Annotated in this window: 14 protein-coding genes; 6 read left to right on the top strand and 8 right to left on the bottom strand. The window is 71.8% G+C overall.

What is annotated here, in order from left to right; all coding sequences use genetic code 11:
• Positions 1–1,101, bottom strand: a 1,101-nt coding sequence (locus tag ACJ73U_RS38980; protein WP_407782799.1) for a discoidin domain-containing protein, incomplete at its 3' end; no start/stop codon positions are given.
• Positions 1,102–1,333: 232 nt separating this feature from the next.
• On the opposite strand from ACJ73U_RS38980, the gene ACJ73U_RS38975 reads away from it, so the two are divergent.
• On the top strand, positions 1,334–4,513 hold the full coding sequence (locus ACJ73U_RS38975) for a S8 family peptidase (RefSeq protein WP_407782798.1): 3,180 nt from the start codon (positions 1,334–1,336) through the stop codon (positions 4,511–4,513).
• On the opposite strand, the gene ACJ73U_RS38970 is transcribed toward ACJ73U_RS38975, so the two are convergent.
• From ACJ73U_RS38970 to hemE, 5 genes are read right to left on the bottom strand one after another with little or no spacing between them, the layout of a single operon-like run.
• Positions 4,495–5,250 (bottom strand): metallophosphoesterase, encoded by a 756-nt coding sequence (locus ACJ73U_RS38970; protein WP_407782797.1) that lies wholly within the window; start codon positions 5,248–5,250, stop codon positions 4,495–4,497. The genes ACJ73U_RS38975 and ACJ73U_RS38970 overlap by 19 nt on opposite strands.
• A 5-nt stretch (positions 5,251–5,255) precedes the next feature.
• Positions 5,256–6,503, bottom strand: a complete 1,248-nt coding sequence (locus ACJ73U_RS38965) for a CoA transferase (protein ID WP_407782796.1) — start codon at positions 6,501–6,503, stop codon at positions 5,256–5,258.
• 24 nt (positions 6,504–6,527) lie between these two features.
• Positions 6,528–7,220, bottom strand: coding sequence for a hydrogen peroxide-dependent heme synthase (gene hemQ, locus ACJ73U_RS38960; protein ID WP_407782795.1), 693 nt, complete (start codon positions 7,218–7,220; stop codon positions 6,528–6,530).
• A gap of 4 nt (positions 7,221–7,224) precedes the next feature.
• Positions 7,225–8,652 (bottom strand): protoporphyrinogen oxidase, encoded by a 1,428-nt coding sequence (hemG, locus tag ACJ73U_RS38955; protein ID WP_407782794.1) that lies wholly within the window; start codon positions 8,650–8,652, stop codon positions 7,225–7,227.
• Positions 8,649–9,713 carry a uroporphyrinogen decarboxylase gene (hemE, locus tag ACJ73U_RS38950; protein WP_407782800.1) on the bottom strand — a complete coding sequence of 355 codons (1,065 nt, stop codon included), beginning with the start codon at positions 9,711–9,713 and terminating at the stop codon, positions 8,649–8,651. The genes hemG and hemE overlap by 4 nt, the downstream gene beginning before the upstream one ends.
• A gap of 127 nt (positions 9,714–9,840) precedes the next feature.
• Here hemE and ACJ73U_RS38945 point away from each other — a divergent pair, with 127 nt between their 5' ends.
• The gene (locus tag ACJ73U_RS38945) at positions 9,841–10,404 is read left to right on the top strand and encodes a DUF3000 domain-containing protein (RefSeq protein ID WP_407782793.1); all 564 of its coding nucleotides are present in this window, start codon (positions 9,841–9,843) and stop codon (positions 10,402–10,404) included.
• 79 nt (positions 10,405–10,483) lie between these two features.
• Positions 10,484–10,678 carry a DUF397 domain-containing protein gene (locus tag ACJ73U_RS38940; RefSeq protein WP_407782792.1) on the top strand — a complete coding sequence of 65 codons (195 nt, stop codon included), beginning with the start codon at positions 10,484–10,486 and terminating at the stop codon, positions 10,676–10,678.
• Positions 10,679–10,769: 91 nt separating this feature from the next.
• On the opposite strand, the gene ACJ73U_RS38935 is transcribed toward ACJ73U_RS38940, so the two are convergent.
• Complete coding sequence (locus ACJ73U_RS38935) at positions 10,770–11,918, bottom strand: dipeptidase (protein WP_407782791.1); 1,149 nt, start codon at positions 11,916–11,918, stop codon at positions 10,770–10,772.
• A 254-nt stretch (positions 11,919–12,172) separates the two neighbouring features.
• Between ACJ73U_RS38935 and ACJ73U_RS38930 the strand changes: the two genes are divergently transcribed.
• The 3 genes from ACJ73U_RS38930 (at position 12,173) to ACJ73U_RS38920 (ending at position 15,612) form a co-directional block, all read left to right on the top strand.
• On the top strand, positions 12,173–12,889 hold the full coding sequence (locus ACJ73U_RS38930; RefSeq protein ID WP_133902500.1) for a response regulator transcription factor: 717 nt from the start codon (positions 12,173–12,175) through the stop codon (positions 12,887–12,889).
• Positions 12,890–13,010: 121 nt separating this feature from the next.
• Positions 13,011–14,255, top strand: a complete 1,245-nt coding sequence (locus ACJ73U_RS38925) for an HRDC domain-containing protein (protein ID WP_407782790.1) — start codon at positions 13,011–13,013, stop codon at positions 14,253–14,255.
• Between the two features lie 535 nt (positions 14,256–14,790).
• Complete coding sequence (locus tag ACJ73U_RS38920) at positions 14,791–15,612, top strand: DUF72 domain-containing protein (RefSeq protein WP_407782789.1); 822 nt, start codon at positions 14,791–14,793, stop codon at positions 15,610–15,612.
• A 16-nt stretch (positions 15,613–15,628) separates the two neighbouring features.
• Here the strand turns inward: ACJ73U_RS38920 and ACJ73U_RS38915 are convergent, their stop codons facing one another.
• Positions 15,629–16,774 (bottom strand): sensor histidine kinase, encoded by a 1,146-nt coding sequence (locus ACJ73U_RS38915; protein WP_407782788.1) that lies wholly within the window; start codon positions 16,772–16,774, stop codon positions 15,629–15,631.
• Positions 16,775–16,896 lie beyond the last annotated feature (122 nt).

The following is a 16,896-nucleotide window of genomic DNA, read 5'->3' as shown; positions in this document are numbered from 1 at the left end:
GGCGTCGCGCGCCCGCACGAAGTACGACACGGTCGCGCTGGCGGGCTGGTTGTCGGTGTAGGTGCGCACGTCCGGGCCGACGCTGGCGCGGAGCACGCCGTTGGCGTAGACGTCGTACGCGGTGACACCCACGTTGTCCGTCGACGCCTGCCAGCTCAACGCGATCTGGCCGGACGCGGGCTGGGTGTAGGCGAGGTTCCCCGGAGCGGTCGGCGCCTGGGTGTCCCCCGTGGCCGGTCCGTACACCTCGAGCTCGGCGAGCTGACCCGCCGGCCAACCGGTGTTCGCGGTGATGTTCAGCCGGACGTACCGGGTGGTCACCGAGTTGACGTTGATCGTCACCGTGTTGCCGGACGCCGGGTCGAACCGGTAGCCGGTGGACGCGACGAGGTCGGTGAACGACGAGCCGTTCGTGCTCTGCTGGACCGTGATCGTCTGCGTGCGGGCCTCCCAGCCGGCCGGCAGCTTCAGCACGAGCCGGTTGGTCGCGAGCGACGCGCCGAGGTCGGCCTGGATCCACTGCGGGAACACGTTGTTGGTGCTCTCCCAGTAGCTGGCCTGGTTGCCGTCGATGGCGTTCGACGCGTTGTACGGCGCGTTGTTGCTGCTCGCGGACGCGGACTGCACCGCGGCGACGAGGTTCCGGTTCGACACCGGCGCCGCGTACACCTCGAGCCCGGACAGCTCACCCCGGCCGGCGAACGCGACGCGGACGTACCGCGCCTGGACCTCGCCGAGCGGCACGGTGGCGGTGGCGCTCCCGGGGGTGAGCGTGCGGGCGGTGGCGAAGGCGCCGCCGTCGACACTGGTCTGGACGCTCAGCTGGGCGGTGCGGGCGGCGGGCAGCGTGAGCACGGCCCGGTCGAGCCGGGTGACCGCGCCGAGGTCGACCTGCGCCCACTGATCACCCGACCGGGTGCTCTGCCAGTAGGTCGTCTGATCGCCGTCGGTGATCCGCGCGGCCGCGGCCGCGTTCGAGGAAGTGGTGGCCGGCTTGCCGTGCGCGAGGTCGGCCCTGTCCGCCTGGGCGGCGGGACCGGTCGCGACGGCTAGCCCGATGACGAGTGCCGTGGTCGTGGCCCACGACAGTAAGCGCTTCATGGGGCCTCTCCATTGAGACTGCGTTGATCGATACTTGCAGGGCTTTGCTTATTTTTTGCATCGATCAAGCCATAGAGTTGCCCACCCTGTACGAGAAGTCAACGGGCCGATACAGCGTGTGGACCAAACGGCCGATTGTCACCCGTTCGAATGATGGAAAACTGTCCGTACACGCCTGGGCGCTGCGGGTAATCGATCGGGGGCGCCCTACCGCACGCCTTGGAGGTATCAGGTGCGCAGATTCGGTGTTGGCGTGGTCGTGCTGGGCATGGTGTTCGCCACCGCGCCCGCCGTCCACGCCGAACCACGGTTTCCCACGGGGCCTGCCGGCAGGACGGTCACCCTCGTCACGGGTGACCAGGTCGTCTTCGCCGGCGACGAGGCACGCGAGGTACGGCCGGGTCCCGGCCGGGACGGGATGCGGTTCTCCGTCCACAAGGCCGGCGGCCACCTCTACGTCATCCCCACCGACGCGCTGCCGGCGGTCGCGTCCGGGCAGGTCGACCGGCGGCTCTTCGACATCACCACCCTGACCGAGTTCGGCTACGACCGCCGCGACACGGTCCCGCTCATCGTCACCGGACCGAGCGCGACGCGGATGGCGGGCGGCGGAAGGGCGTTGTCCAGCATCGGCGGCTACGCGTTCGACGCCGCGAAGGGCGAGACCTGGCGCACGCTCACCGCGGCGCGCGGCGTCAGCAGGATCTGGCTCGACGGCAAGCGCACGGCGGTCCTCGACCACAGCGTCCCGCAGATCGGCGCGCCCGCCGCGTGGGCCGCGGGCTACACCGGCAGCGGCGTCAAGGTCGCGGTGATCGACACGGGCGTCGACCAGACGCACCCGGACCTCGCCGACCGGGAGATCGCCGAGGCCAACTTCTCCGGTGCGCCGGACAACGGCGACCACTTCGGCCACGGCACGCACGTCGCCTCGATCGTCGCCGGCACCGGCGCGAAGTCCGGCGGCAAGTACCGCGGTGTCGCCGACGGCGCGTCCATCCTGGACGCGAAGGTGCTCGACGACAGCGGCTCCGGTCAGGACTCGTGGATCATCGCCGGCATGGAGTGGGCCGTCGAGCAGGGCGCCGACATCGCGAACCTGAGCCTCGGCGCCACGGACACACCCGAGGTCGACCCGCTCGAAGAGGCCGTCGACAACCTGTCCGCGAAGTACGGCACGCTGTTCGTGGTCGCGGCCGGCAACTCCTACCGCGACGGCACGATCGGCTCGCCGGGCAGCGCGGACGCCGCGCTCACCGTCGGCGCGGTCGACGACGAGGACGACCTGGCCGACTTCTCCAGCCGCGGCCCGCGGATCGGCGACGGCGCGATCAAGCCGGACGTCACCGCGCCCGGTGTGGACATCGTGGCCGCGCTGCACTCCGACGGCACGATCGGCGCGCCGGTCGAGCCCGGCTACACGTCGCTGTCCGGCACGTCCATGGCCGCCCCGCACGTCTCGGGTGCCGCCGCGCTGCTCCTCCAGCAGCACCCGGACTTCACCGGGCAGCAGCTGAAGGAACTGCTGTCCGGCTCCGCGAAGCCGCACGCCGGCCTGACCGCGTTCCAGCAGGGCGCGGGCCGGATCGACGTGGCACGCGCGATCACGCAGGCCGTGGTGAGCGAGCCGGCGAGCGTGAGCGTCGGCACGGTCGCGTGGCCGCACGACGACGACGTGCCCGTCACGAAGCCGGTGACGTACCACAACACCGGCGACGTGGCCGTCACGCTCGCGCTGTCGCTGGAGGGCACCGCGCCGGCCGGCATGTTCTCGTTGAGCGCCGACGACGTGACGGTCCCCGCGGGCGGCACGGCCGAGGTCGACGTCACGACGGACGCGGGTGCCGGCGACGCGGACGGGTACTTCTCCACCGCGATCGTCGCGACGGCCGGCGACTCCGTGACGCGCACGCCGGTCGCGGTCGACCGCGAGGTGGAGAGCTACGACCTGACCGTCGACACGCTCGACACGACGGGCGCGGCCACCGATGGCTACAGCCTGCTCGTCGCCGGCCTGACCGGCGGCACGCTCGCGTTCCCCCACGACGAGGACGGCAGCGTCACGCTGCGGCTGCCGAGGGGCGACTACCTGGTCGACGACACTGTCCGCACGGGCACGGGCGAGGACCTGCGCTACAGCCTGATGGTCGAGCCGGACCTGGTGCTGGACAGGGACACCACGGTCACCTTCGACGCGCGCACGGCGAAACCGGTCCAGGTGACCCCGCCGGTCGCCGCGGAGCTGGCGATCGGGGACATCGGGTACTCGATGACGAGCGATGTCGGCGGCATGTCGTCCGCGTTCCTCACCGACGACCTCGGCCTCGTGTCCACCGCCCAGGTCGGCGCGCCGGTGCCGGGCACGGCGTTCACCGCGAAGATCAACACCCACTGGTACGCGGAGGACGGCTCGTTCTACGGCCTGGCGTGGTTCCCGCACGGCGCGATGCCGACCGGGTTCACCAGGACGGTGCGGGACGAGGAGCTGGCGACCGTCACCTCCGAGTTCGGCGCGCCGAGCCCGGACCGCACCGGCGGCAAGGTGTCGTTCCCGTTCCCCACCGAGGGCGATGGTTTCGTGTTCGGCGTCCAGCAGGAGGTCACGCTGCCCGGCGCGCGGGTCGAGCACCTCACGACCGACGGCGTCAAGTGGCAGTCGTTGCTGACGCAGCAGCACGAGAAGGACACCGAGGCGCAGCTCACCTCGCCGTTCGAGAGCTTCCGCGCCGGCCGGACCTACACCCGGCAGCTCAACTACGGCGTGTTCGGGCCGACGATGACGGACGACGGGTTCCCCGGCGGCTCGGTGTACCGGCTGGGCAACGAGCTGTTCGTGGACCCGTCGCTGTACGGCGACAAGGCCGGCGACGCCGGGCGGTCGCTGCTGGCGTCGGCGAAGTTCGAGCTGTACCGCGGTGACGAGCTGCTCACCTCCGCCCAGTCACCGGGTGGGTCGGCCGAGGTGCCGGCCGAGCCGGGCACGTACCGGGCCGTGGTCACGACGACGCGGCCGCGGGACGTGTTCGACGTGAGCACGGCGGTCGAGACGTCGTGGACGTTCCGGTCGGCGTTCGTCGACGAGGAGAACGTCGTGCCGCAACCGGTGTCGGCGATCCGGTTCACGCCGTCCCTCGACGCCGCCGACTCGGCGCCGGCCGGGCGGCTGTTCCTGGTGCCGGTGTGGTTGCAGCACAACGGAACCGGGGCGGTGGACCGGCCACGCACGCTCACCGTCGAGGTCTCCTACGACGAGGGCATGACCTGGCGGCGGGCCGACGTGCTGCTGAACCTGGTGGCGTTGCTGCGGCACCCGGCCGGCGCGGAGTCGGTGTCCCTGCGCGCGACCGCGACCGACCGGGACGGGAACTCGGTGACGGAGACCGTGATCCGGGCCTACAAGCTGCGGAAGTGAGTGATCAGCCCGCGACCGCCCGTGTCATCGGTACCGAACACGTGGAAGGCGATCGCGGGCGGTAGGCCGTAGTCGATGCTGTGGTCGCCCTCGACCGGGAGCACGAGCGTCGACACCACGCCGGGCGCCACGACCAGTGGCCGCCCGGCGTAGGTCGTCGTGGCCGCGGTGTGCGCGTGTCCACAGAGGACGGCGACGACCTCGTCGGTCAGGACCTCGGCCAGCTGTTCGGGGTTGCGCAGGAGGATGCTGTCGATGAACGGTTGGCGCATCGGCACCGGCGGGTGGTGGAAGCACACCAGCACCGGGTCCTCGCTCTCGGCGATGACCTTGTCGAGCCAGGTCAACGTCGTGTCGTCGAGCAGGCCCTCGTTCCGGCCCGGGATGGACGAGTCGCACATGGCGATCGTGAACCCGCCCAGCTGGTGGAGCTGGTTGATGGGCTCGGTGCCGGCCTCCTCGCCCAGGAGTGTGGTCCGGTAGGCCGTGCGGTCGTCGTGGTTACCGGGACAGGCGAGCACCGGGAACCGCAGTGTGGCGAGGAGTTCGCGGACGGTCGCGTACTCGTCGGGCCTGCCGTGGTCGGCGAGGTCGCCGCTGACGAGGACGCCGTCGAGGTCACCGGGCAGGCCGTTGAGGTAGTTCACGACCCGGCGGGCGCGTTCGAGTGCGCGGACACCGCCGTCGCCCCGGTAGTCCTGGCCGATGTGGAGGTCGCTGATGTGCGCGAGCAGCATGGGTTTCACCACCAGGTCGCCGTGTCGTGGCCGGGTTTGCGGGGACCGGCGAGTTCGACGGACGCGTTCGGGACGCGGAGGTGGGTGAGGCGGCCGAAGTCGCTGTCGGTCTCGGTGAGGAACGGCGTCGGGTCCACCTCGAACACCTCGCCGTCCGGGACCCGGCCGATGTCGTGCAGGGACTCCGCTGTTCTGGCGAGGGAAAGCTTGAGGTGCCACGAGCCGCCCTCGGTGGCGCGGCGCTGCAGGGCGGTCATCACCGCGTGCGCGGCGAGCCAGCCCGTGCCGTGGTCGAGCGCCTGCGCCGGGAGCGCGCGGGGCTTGTCGAGGCCGCCGTGCGCGGCGATGCCGGAGGACATCTGGACGAGGCTGTCGAAGCCGCGCCGCTCGCGCCACGGGCCGGTGTGGCCGTAGGCGGAGAGGCTGACGACGATGGTGCCGGGGTTGCGCGCGGCGAGCTCCTCGGCGCCGAACCCCTTGCGGGCCAACGAACTCGGTCGGAAGGACTGGACGAAGACGTCGGCGGAACCGGCGAGGACACGCAGTTCGTCGCCCAGACCGGTGACGCACTGGCGCTTGCCGAAGTCCGTGTCCCGCACCAGGTCCAGGAGGACGGGCCAGCCGGGCGGGGTGACGTGGAGGACGTCGGCGCCGTGTGCCGCGAGGACCCGGCTGCAGACGGGACCGGCGATGACGTGGGTGAGATCGAGAACTCGGACGCCGGCCAACGGAACATCGGCCGGACCGAAGGGTCTCGGGGGCGCGTCGGCGATCTTCTCCACGGCCACCAGCGGTTCCGCACGGATCGCGGCGCCGGGTCCGTTGGTCAGCCAGTCCGCGCGGGTGCGCAGCGCGGCCGCGGCACCCCCCTCGGCCAACACCAGCTCCTCCACGTCGACGGCGGCGTGGCGCGCGACCCCCGACGCCGGGTCGTCGCCGAACACCCGGCGGATCGCGTCGGCGTGGTGGGGATAGTTGGCGTGCAGGCGAACCCAGCCGTCGGCGGCCTGGTAGTCACCCGAGAGCGGGGCCCACAGCGGTTGGGGTTCCTCGCCCACGACACGGGTGTGCCGCTCGCTGCGGAACGCCTCCGCCGCGTGTCCGCCGTGGACGGCCACCGACTCCGGCACCGTGCCACCGCGCAGGGCCAGCAGCTCGTGCGCGGCGGCGGTGGTGAACGCCACGCACGTCGCGGCCAGCTGCGGCACCTTGTAGGGGCCGGGGAAGGACCCCGCACGCCGCTCACTGCCCATGGTTCGCTCCGCAGGCTCGCTCGGCTACGGCAGGCTCGCGACCAGCTCGGCCGGGGCGACCCGCGTGCCCGTGTAGAACGGGACCTCCTCGCGCACGTGCCGGCGCGCGGTGCTGCCCCGCAGGTGGCGCATGAGGTCGACGATCCGGTGCAGCTCGTCCGCCTCGAAGGCCAGGATCCACTCGTAGTCGCCGAGGGAGAACGAGGCGACCGTGTTGGCGCGCACGTCCGGGTAGTCGCGGGCCATCTTGCCGTGCTCGGCCAGCATGTGCCGGCGCTCCTCGTCGGGGAGCAGGTACCACTCGTAGGAGCGCACGAACGGGTACACGGACACGTACTTCCGCGCCGGCTCGCCGGCCAGGAACGCCGGGATGTGACTCTTGTTGAACTCGGCCGGGCGGTGCAGCGCGACCTGGCTCCACACCGGAGTGGACGCGCGGCCGACCGCGGTGCGGCGGAAGCCGGCGTACGCGGCCTGCACCTGCTCGATCTCCTCGGCGTGCCACCAGATCAGGTAGTCGGCGTCGGCCCGCAGCCCCGCGACGTCGTACACCCCGCGGACCTCGACACCCTTGGTCTCCAGGCCGTCGAGGTACTCCTGCGCCTCGGTGGCGGCCGAGCCCCGGTCGTCGGGCAGGCGGCCGGGTTCCGCGCGGAACACCGACCACATGGTGTACCGGATGGTGTCGTTGAGCTCGGTGAAGTTCAGGCGGGACATGACTTCATACTGCCATCAGCTCGGCGCCCAGCCCCACCGCGGCGGCGGTGGCGGTCCGCACACAGGCGGGGATGCCGACGCCCCGGAACACCGCACCCGCGACCGCGAGCCCGGGTACCGCCGCGACCCCCCGCTCGATCTCCCCGACCGCCGCCGCGTGCCCGACGCCGTACTGCGGCAGCCCGCCGCCCCACTTGGTGACGGCCCAGGCGACCGGTTCGGCGCGCACGCCGGACAGCTCGGCGAGGTCGGCCAGGACGTCGGCGAGGAGGGCGTCCTCGTCCCGCTGGAGGGTCTGCTCCTCGCCCACCCGGCCGACGGACGCCCGCAGCCGCGTCCGGTCGCCACCCCACTTGCGGCTGGTGTAGGTGAAGGCCTTCGCGGTGAACGGGGTGCCGTCGCGGTGCCGCTCCCCCACGGCGAGCAGGACACCGCTGGACTCGGGGAGCGTGACGTCGCCGGGCAGGACCATGGAGACCACGGCCATGGACCCCACGGCGACGCGCCCGTAGGCGGCGGAGGCCGCCGGCGCGACCCCGTCGAGCAGCTTCCGCGCCGCTGGCGGCGGTACGGCCAGCACGACGGCGTCCGCATCGAGGAACTCCGGCCGCGGCGCCGAGCCCACCTCGACCCGCCACCTGCCGTGGCAGGCGCTTTCGGGACGTTGGGTGTCGTGAACGCGGCTCTCACGGCACTCCAGCCGGCGGACGGTGGTGTCCAGGCGGATGTCGGCGCGGGACCGGCGGGCCAGCTCCGCCACCAGCACCCGCATCCCGCCCGGCAGCGCGCCGAAGACCGGCCTCGGGAGACCGCCGGTGGGTGGCGGCAGCAGGCGGTCGGCCGCCGCGGTCAGCGAGCCCGTCTCGTCCAGGGCCCGCACCAGCGCCGGCATGGTCGCGCGCAGGCCCAGGAGGTCCGCCCGGCCCGCGTACACGCCCGCCAGCAGCGGCTCCACCAGGTGGTCGACCACCTCGCGGCCCATCCGCTCGGTCAGCAGCTCACCGACCGACACGTCCTCGTCCTGGGCCAGCCGCAGCGGCGGGAGGGAGGACTCGCGCGCCACCCCCTCGACCCCCGCCGGCGACAGCACGTCCCGCACCGCGTCCGGACCGGCCGGCACGCCCAGGAACGTCCGGCGCGGCAGGGCGACCGTCGCGCCGGCGGCGCGGATCGTGGCCGCGGACCGCTCGGGGTGGACCACGGGCAGGCCCAGCTCGGCCACCAGGTCCGCCGCGGCGGGGTCACGCAGGACGAACGCCTCGGCGCCCACGTCCGTCGGCACGCCGTCCAGGTCGAGGGTGCGGAGCTTGCCGCCCAGCCGGTCGGACTGCTCCAGCACCGTCAGGCGTGCGTCCGGCCCGAGCAGCTGCCGCAGTCGGTACGCGGCGACCAGGCCGGACACGCCGCCGCCGACGATCAGCACGTGGCTCACGGTTCGAGGCTGTGCACCAGCTCGACCACGCGGGTCAGCACGTCCGGATCGGTCTCCGGGAGCACGCCGTGGCCGAGGTTGAAGATGTGTCCGCCCGCCGCCCTGCCCTCCGCGTGGATGCGCCGGACCTCGGCCTCGACCACGGCGAAGTCGGCGAGCAGCAACGCGGGGTCCAGGTTCCCCTGCACGACCGGGTTCGGCTCCCCGGCCACCGTCAGCCGGCGCGCGGCCTCGTCGAGCGGCAGCCGCCAGTCGACGCCGACGACGTCCGCGCCGGCCTCGCGCATGGCCGGCAGCAGCTCGCTGGTGCCGACGCCGAAGTGGATCCGGGGCACACGGGCGTCCGCGAGGGAGCGCAACACCGCGGCCGAGTGCGGGAGCACCAGCTCGCGGTAGTCCCGCTCGGACAGCGCGCCCGCCCACGAGTCGAACAGCTGCACCGCCTGCACGCCGGCCTCGATCTGCAGCTTGAGGAACCCGCGCGTGATGCCGGCCAGCTTGTCCAGGAGCGCGTGCCAGGTCTGCTTGTCCGAGTGCATGAGCGCCTTGGTGCGCTCGTGGTGCCGGCTCGGGCCGCCCTCGATGAGGTACGACGCGAGCGTGAACGGCGCGCCGGCGAACCCGATCAGGGGCGTGGCACCCAGCTCGTCGCGGAGCATGCCGATCGCGCGGGCCACGGGCCGCAGGCGCTCGGTGGCGTCGGACGGCAGCGCGGCGACCTGCGCGGCCGTCCGCACCGGCTCCGCGACCACCGGACCGGTGCCCGGTACGATGTCCACCCCGATGCCGGCCGCGACCAGCGGCACCACGATGTCGCTGAACAGGATCGCCGCGTCGACGCCGTGCCGGCGGACGGGCTGCAGCGTGATCTCGCAGACCATCTCCGGGTCGAAGCACGCCTCGAGCATCGGCACGCTCGCGCGGAGCTCGCGGTACTCGGGCAGCGAGCGGCCCGCCTGCCGCATGAACCAGACCGGTGTGCGGCTCGGCGTCTCACCGGCGGCGGCCGCGAGGAAGGGCGCGGTCCGAACCGCGGCGATGTCAGGACTCACGCGTACCAGCGTCCCACGCGCACGACCAGGTCGGCCCACGGGTCCGCGTTGATCAACTGACGGTGTGCAAATCTCGGTATCCACTCCGGCGCGCCGTGCCTGCTCACTGACTCGGGTGGTCCTACAGTTACGAGTCGTGACCAGTACGTCGGGAGCGCCCGAGCTGTTCACTCAGGCTGTCGCCGCCCTCAAGGGACTGCGGCCCAGGCCCGAGTTGCAGCTCGGCGTGGTTCGCGCTCCACAACGCCTCGCGCCGTGGGCGTACGCGTTCACCGCGGAGATCAACGGCCCGGCGGACGAGCTCGCCACCGGGCGGCTCATCCTGTTGCACGACCCGGACGGCCAGGAGGCCTGGGACGGCGTGCTCCGCGTCGTGGCCTACGTCAGGGCCGAGGTCGACGCCGAGCTGGCGGCGGACCCGCTCCTGCCGGCCGTCGGCTGGTCCTGGCTGACGGACGCCCTGGCCGCCACCGGCGCCGAGTACCGCGCGCTGGGCGGCACGGTGACCGACACGTCCTCGGCCCGTTTCGGCGACATCGTCGGCCCGGAGCGAACCGACGACCTGGAGCTGCGCGCCTCGTGGACCCCGGTGGACGCCAACCTGGCCCCGCACGGTGAGGCCTTCTTCGACGTGATGGCCAGCGTCGTCGGCCTCCCGCCGGTGGGCGTGACGCTGTTCAGCCAGCGACAAGGCTCCTGACCGTTCATCTGCAAAGCGCATTCTGCAAGTTGCAACTAGAGTGTCGACTCTCACGACAGCAAGCGACGGGAGATCGGCCGTGAACCCTGGTCCCGCGTTCAGGTGGCGGAAGTCGAGCTTCAGCAGCAGCGGCGCGGAGTGCGTCGAGGTGGCGTTCGTCGTGCCGGTCGGCGCGGTCGCGGTCCGGGACAGCAAGAACCCCGGGGCGCCGGCCATCCGGGCAGACCTCGACGCCCTGCTGCGCGCGACGAGAGCCGGCCGGTTCGACCGCTGACGGCGACCTGGCCGGTGATTTGGCCGATGACCTGGTTGACGACCGAGCCGATCGCGCTCCCGGCGGCGAGAGCACGACGGCACGGGTCGGTTCAGCGCTCGGCCGCGTAGGCCTCCGCCGCCGAGAGCACGCGCAGGACGTTCTCGCCGGCGAGTTTGGCGCAGTCCTCCTCGGACCAACCGCGGTCGAGGAGGGCCGCGAAGAGGTTCGGGTAGCCGCTCACGTCCTCGAGGCCGGCCGGCAGCTCGTCGACGCCGTCGTAGTCGCCGCCGATGCCGATGTGGTCGATGCCGGCGACCTCGCGGGCGTGCTCCACGTGCGCGACGACGTCGGCGAGGTCCGCCTTCGGCCGTGGCGGCCCGTCCCACGTGCCGGCAAACTCGTGACGGGCGGTCAGGTCCGAGTGCTTGAGGCCGGCGGCCGCCATGGCCTCCCTCAGCTGCCGGTCCCACTCGACCGCCGCCGACGACACGAACGACGGCACGAAGGTGATCATGCAGACGCCGCCGTTCTCCGGCAGGCGGGCGAGCACGTCGTCCGGCACGTTGCGCGGGTGGTCGGCGACGGCCCGGCACGACGAGTGGCTGAAGATCACCGGGACCTCGGCGACGTCCAGGGCGTCCCGCATGGTCGTCGCCGCCACGTGGGACAGGTCCACGAGCATGCCGATCCGGTTCATCTCGCGGACGACCTCGCGGCCGAAGTCGGTCAGGCCGCCGGCCGCCGGCTCGTCGGTCGCGGAGTCCGCCCACGGGGTGTTGTCGTTGTGCGTGAGCGTCATGTACCGCACGCCCAGCCGGTACAGGGCCCGGAGCACGCCCAGCGACTCGTTGATGGAGTGCCCGCCCTCGGCGCCGAGCATCGACGCGATCCGGCCGTCGGCGAAGGCCGCGCGGGCCTCGGCGGCCGTGCCGACGATTCGCAGTTGCGACGGATACTGGGCGGCCAGAGTGTGTACCAGCTCCGCCTGCTGAATGACCGCGGTGACGGCGGCGTCACCCGGCAACCGACACGGAACGTAAACGGACCAGAACTGCATTCCGAGGCCGCCGGCGCGCAAGCGAGGGAAGTCCGTGTGCAACCGCGGCTGCGGTTGCGTCAGATCTACCTCGAACGCCGCCGAACGGGTCTCGTCAACCTCTGGAAGAGAGCGCAACGCCCATGGGAGGTCGTTGTGTCCATCGACCAGGGGAGTGGACTTCAGCAACGCTCGAGCGCGTTCGAAGGACGGGTTCTGCACTACCGCGACTCCGTTTCATCGAGTTCGGACCCATAGACGTTACGTCACCGGCCAGACATCACCCGATCGTGTTACAAGTTCCCGTCGGTGTGACGTCTCGATTGGATAGATAACGAATTGATCATCCCGCTAACCCGCTTGGGGGGCTAGGCTGCGGACGTCGACACCACTTTCGGTCCAATGGCGGCGCGGCTGTTTGGCCGAAGGTCCCGGTGTAGGTCGGGGGGCACGACCGACTCCAGGGAGGTAGTGACGTGGCTGCCGTCGGCTTAGGTCAGGCCGCTCGTACCACGCCAGCCGGTGTTCTGCCGGCGAACATGGTCCCGCACCCGCGGGAGGAGCTGTTCTCAGTACTGGTGGTCGATGACCATCCGTTACTAAGGGAGGCGATAGCTGCCCGGTTGACCCAGATGGGCGCCGGCACCGTCCACGAGGCTGCCACGGTGGCCGAAGCGAGGGCGCGAGCACTGGCCACCGGCCCGTGCGATCTCGCGATCCTCGACCTCGGTCTGCCGGACGGCAGCGGGATCGAGCTTGTCACCGAGCTGCGCGGCCATGGTTGGCCACGCATCGTGGTGCTGGCTTCGTCCGACGACCCGTACGCCGTGCGTTCGGCCTTCCAGGCAGGGGCTCAGGCCTATCTGCTGAAGTCGGCCTCGCCGGTGGTCGTGACCGACGGGGTTCGACGTGTGCTCGAGGGCGGCGTATACGCCGACCCGAGTGTCGCGCCGATCCTCGCGACGGGCACGCGGGTCCCCGGCACCGACAACACGCCGCGTGAGCTTTCCGCTCGCGAGGTGGAGGTGCTGCAGCTCGTCGCGGACGGGCAGTCCAACAAGGAGATCGGCGAGGGACTCAACCTGTCAGCTCTGACGGTGAAGTCCCATCTCTCGCGGATCGGCAGGAAGTTGGGCACCGGCGACCGGGCACAAATGGTCGCGCTGGCCATGCGGGCCGGCGTGATCCGCTGAGTTAGACCGTGGTGGCCGGGCCCGCGAGGGCATTCGCGGACCCGGCCGCAGCGGCGACTCACAGTTACAAACAGGTCGCTGCCTGCGCTTCTGTTGCACCCGTGACGTAAGGTCATCCGCCGTGGGTGACACGGGGACGGGAACAGACGAGGGGGCACGGCCGGATCCGGTGCTGCTGACGCAACCAGCGGAAGGCACACCGGACGTCGTGGAGACGCATCAGGCGCTGCGCGAGGCCGCCGACGCGCTGGCCGCTGGCCGCGGACCGGTGGCGCTGGACACCGAGAGAGCCTCCGGCTACCGGTACTCGCAGCGCGCCTACCTCGTGCAGGTGCGCAGAGAAGGCGCGGGCACGTTCCTCATCGACCCGGTCGCGCTGGACGATCGCATCGCGCCGCTGATCGAGGCCCTCGCGGACACCGAGTGGGTGCTGCACGCGGCCTCACAGGACCTGCCCTGTCTCGCCGAGCTGGGCCTGCACCCCGCGCGGCTGTTCGACACGGAGCTGGCCGGCCGGCTCGCCGGGTTCGAGCGGGTGGCGCTCGGCACCCTCGTCGAGTTGCTACTCGGGTACCACCTGGAGAAGGGGCACGGCGCCGCCGACTGGTCGCGCCGGCCGCTGCCGCAGGACTGGCTGGACTACGCCGCCCTGGACGTCGAACTGCTCGTTCCCCTGCGTGACGCGCTGGAGGAGGAGCTGACCAAGCAGGGCAAGCTCGAGTGGGCGCTGGAGGAGTTCGAGGCTCTCCGCGTCGCGCCACCCGCACCGCCGCGCGCGGAGCCGTGGCGGCGGACCTCCGGCATCCACCGGGTGCGCTCGCCGCGAGGGCTCGCGGCCGTGCGTGCCCTGTGGGAGGCCCGGGACGCCTTGGCTCGGCAGCGCGACATCGCGCCGGGGCGGGTGTTGCCGGACTCGTCGATCGTCCAGGCCGCGGTCGCGTCACCGGCTACCGAGGACGAGCTGTTGGCGCTGCCGGTGTTCCGGGGCCGGGCGCAGCGGCGGATCGTCGACGTCTGGATGCGGGCGTTGCGGACCTCGGCCCGGCTGCCCAAGAGTGAGTTGCCCGACCCCTCACCACCGCACGACGGACCACCGCCGGCGAACCGCTGGGGAGACCGGGATCCGGCCGCTGCCGCTCGGTTGTCGGCTGTTCGCGTGGTGTTGAACGGGATCGCCGAGGCGAATCGGTTGCCGGTCGAGAATCTCCTGCAGCCGGATCTGGTGCGGCGTACCTGTTGGCGGCCGCCAGCTGAGTTGTCGGTGGAGGAGATGAGGGCCGCGTTGCGGGACGGTGGGGCTCGGGAGTGGCAGATCGAGTTGACTGCTGATGCTTTGGTTCAGGCTTTGAGTGAGGTTCAGGCTTAGGGTTGCCGGTTCCGGGTGTTTGGTGGGTTTGGTGGTGCGCGCTGCGTCCTCGGTGTTCGGTGGTGGCGGCGGGATTGTACGGGCGGCGACTCACGCCTCAAGGGCGCCTTCGGCGTCGGGCTTCGCCCGATGACGGCCTGGCGGCCGTCACCCTTGACCCGCGAGCCTCCGCCGCCCTGGGCAGACCCCTCCGGGGGCAGGCTGGCGCCTGCCTGCCCTGCCCCCGCCACCACCACCGAACCACCTAGCGGGGAGATCTGTTTCGCCACTTTGGCCACAGAGCTGGGTCCGGCTCCGTCACCTTGGGCACGGGGCTTCGGTCGCCTCCGCCACTCTGGCCACAGGGCCTGGGTCGCCTCCGTCAGCTTGGCGATGGCTTGGGTCGCTTTCGGCGCCTCGGCCATCGGGTTCGGGTCGCCTTCGCCACTCTGGCCACGGGGGCCTGGTCCGGCTCCGTCGCCTTTGCCACGTTGCCTGGATCCCCTCTCGCCATCATCAATCAGCGGCCTGGCGTCTGGCTTGCGATCATTGGTGGATGCGCGGCAAGGCATGGATCGGCACCTCTGGGTGGCGCTACCCGCCCTGGCGTGGTGAGTTCTACCCGAAAGGACTGCCGCAGCGGCGGGAGCTGGAGTACATCTCGCGGCAGGTGAACTCCGCCGAGATCAATGGGTCGTTCTACTCGTTGCAGCGGCCCGAGTACTACCGGCGTTGGCGCGACGAGACGCCGCCGGGGTTCGTGTTCGCCGTCAAGGGTGGGCGGTTCATCACCCATATGCGGCGGCTGCGGGACGTCGAGACGCCGTTGGCGAACTTCTTCGCGAGTGGTGTGTTGGCGTTGGGTGACAAGCTCGGGCCGTTCCTCTGGCAGCTGCCGCCCACTTTGCCGTTCGACCCCGAGCTTCTTGTTGACTTCTTCGATCTTCTGCCTCGGGACACCACTGCGGCGGCCGTGCTGGCCGGGAAGCACGACGAACGTCTGGAAGGGCGGGCGCTCACGGAAGCGGACGCGCACCGGCCCCTGCGGCACGTGTTGGAGGTCCGGCACGCCAGCTTCGTCGACCCCACGTTGGCCGATCTGTTGCGGGCGAACGGCATCGGGCTCGTGGCGGCCTCCGCGGCTGCCGACTGGCCCTACCTGGAGGACGTGACGGCGGACTTCGCCTACGTGCGTCTGCACGGTGAGACCGAGTTGTACACCAGCGGCTACAGCGACGAGGAGCTCGACACGTGGGCCGAACGGCTGCGTGGCTGGATGGCGGCGGGCTTCGACGTCTACGCGTACTTCGACAACGACATCAAGGTGCGGGCGCCGTTCGACGCGATCGGTCTCATGGAGCGGCTCGGCATGAGATGACCGCCTCCCGCGGGGCTCAGTGAACGGCTGGTAGGTGCACGGTCACCGTCAGGCCGCCGCCGTTGACGGCCTCCGCGCCCACCGTGCCGCCGTGTGCGCGGACGACCGCGCGGACGATCGACAGGCCCAGGCCCGTGCCCGTGTGGGCGGTGCGGTGCACGCCGCCGCGGCGGAACGACTCGAACAGCTCCTCCACGCGTTCGGGGTCCACCGGCGGGCCGGACGAGGACACCTGCAGCGTCGACCAGCCGGGCCGCACGCTGGTGCGCACGTCCAGCCAACCGCCGTCCACGTTGTGCCGCACGCCGTTCTCCAGCAGGTTGCCGGCCACCCGTTCCAGCAGCGCCGGGTCGCCGTGGACCGGGGCGGGCACGCACGTGAAGGTGGCTCGCAGCCGCCGCTGCTCGGCCTCGACCCGGGCGGCCTGCCACGCGCTGCCGACCACGGTGGCCAGGTCGACCCGCTCGACCAGGCCGATGCCCATGCCGTCGGTGCGGGCGAGCAGCAGCAGCGCGTCGACGAGCTGGTTGGCGCGCATGGCCGCCGTGCGGACGACATCCGCCATGCGGCGCAGCTCGTCGGCGTCGGCCTTCGGGTCGGCGAGCGTCACGTCCAGCTCGGTGCGGATGACGGACAGGGGCGTGCGCAGCTCGTGGGAGGCGTTGGCGACGAACTGGCGCTGTGCGGAGAACGTGGCCTGCAGCCGGTCGAGCATGGCGTCGAACGTGTCGGCCAGCTCGGCCACCTCGTCGCGGGGACCACGCAGCGCGATTCGCTCCCCCAGCGACTCCGCGGACAGGCGGCGCGCGGTACCCGTGACGTCCCGCAGCGGCTTGAGGACGCGGCCGGTGAACGTCCACGCCAGCAGCGCGGTCGCGAAGACCACGCAGACGAACGCGACCGAACCCGCGATCAGCACGCGGAAGCGGGCGTTGTCCCGCAGCACCTCGGTGAGCTGGCCGGCCTGCACGAGCGTGCCCTCGACGTTGACGGTCGTGCCGGGCGGCAGGGACGGGCTGACGACCGAGTCGCCGGCGAGCATCCAGCCGAGCCACAGCAGCAGTGCCGCGGCGATCGCCACCAGGCCGGTGGCCAGCAACGTGATCCTGGCGCGCAACCCGGGGCCGCGCCGGTGCTGCGCCGAACTGGTCGCTCCGCTCACCCGCTCAGCCACCTCCTTCCCCCGTCGCAGCGCTCGACGCTCGTTCCTCGCTCCCGAGCCCTGCTCCTCGGTCAGTCGGTGGCTGGCTCCTCGGCCGCGCTCCGGTGTCACTCCACCCGGCT

It is taken from the genome of Actinophytocola sp., from assembly GCF_045807065.1.
In the GTDB taxonomy this organism is placed as follows: domain Bacteria; phylum Actinomycetota; class Actinomycetes; order Mycobacteriales; family Pseudonocardiaceae; genus Actinophytocola.
This window is presented reverse-complemented; position numbering and strand designations above follow the sequence as displayed.

What these genes read in the sequence shown, in the direction of transcription:
- ACJ73U_RS38970 (WP_407782797.1), bottom strand. Translation starts at nt 5,250, where the DNA reads ATGCTGCTCGCGCACATCAGCGACCTCCACATCGGCCAGGACTACCGG.
- ACJ73U_RS38965 (WP_407782796.1), bottom strand. Translation starts at nt 6,503, where the DNA reads ATGGGCAGTGAGCGGCGTGCGGGGTCCTTCCCCGGCCCCTACAAGGTG.
- hemQ (WP_407782795.1), bottom strand. Translation starts at nt 7,220, where the DNA reads ATGTCCCGCCTGAACTTCACCGAGCTCAACGACACCATCCGGTACACC.
- ACJ73U_RS38920 (WP_407782789.1), top strand. Translation starts at nt 14,791, where the DNA reads ATGCGCGGCAAGGCATGGATCGGCACCTCTGGGTGGCGCTACCCGCCC.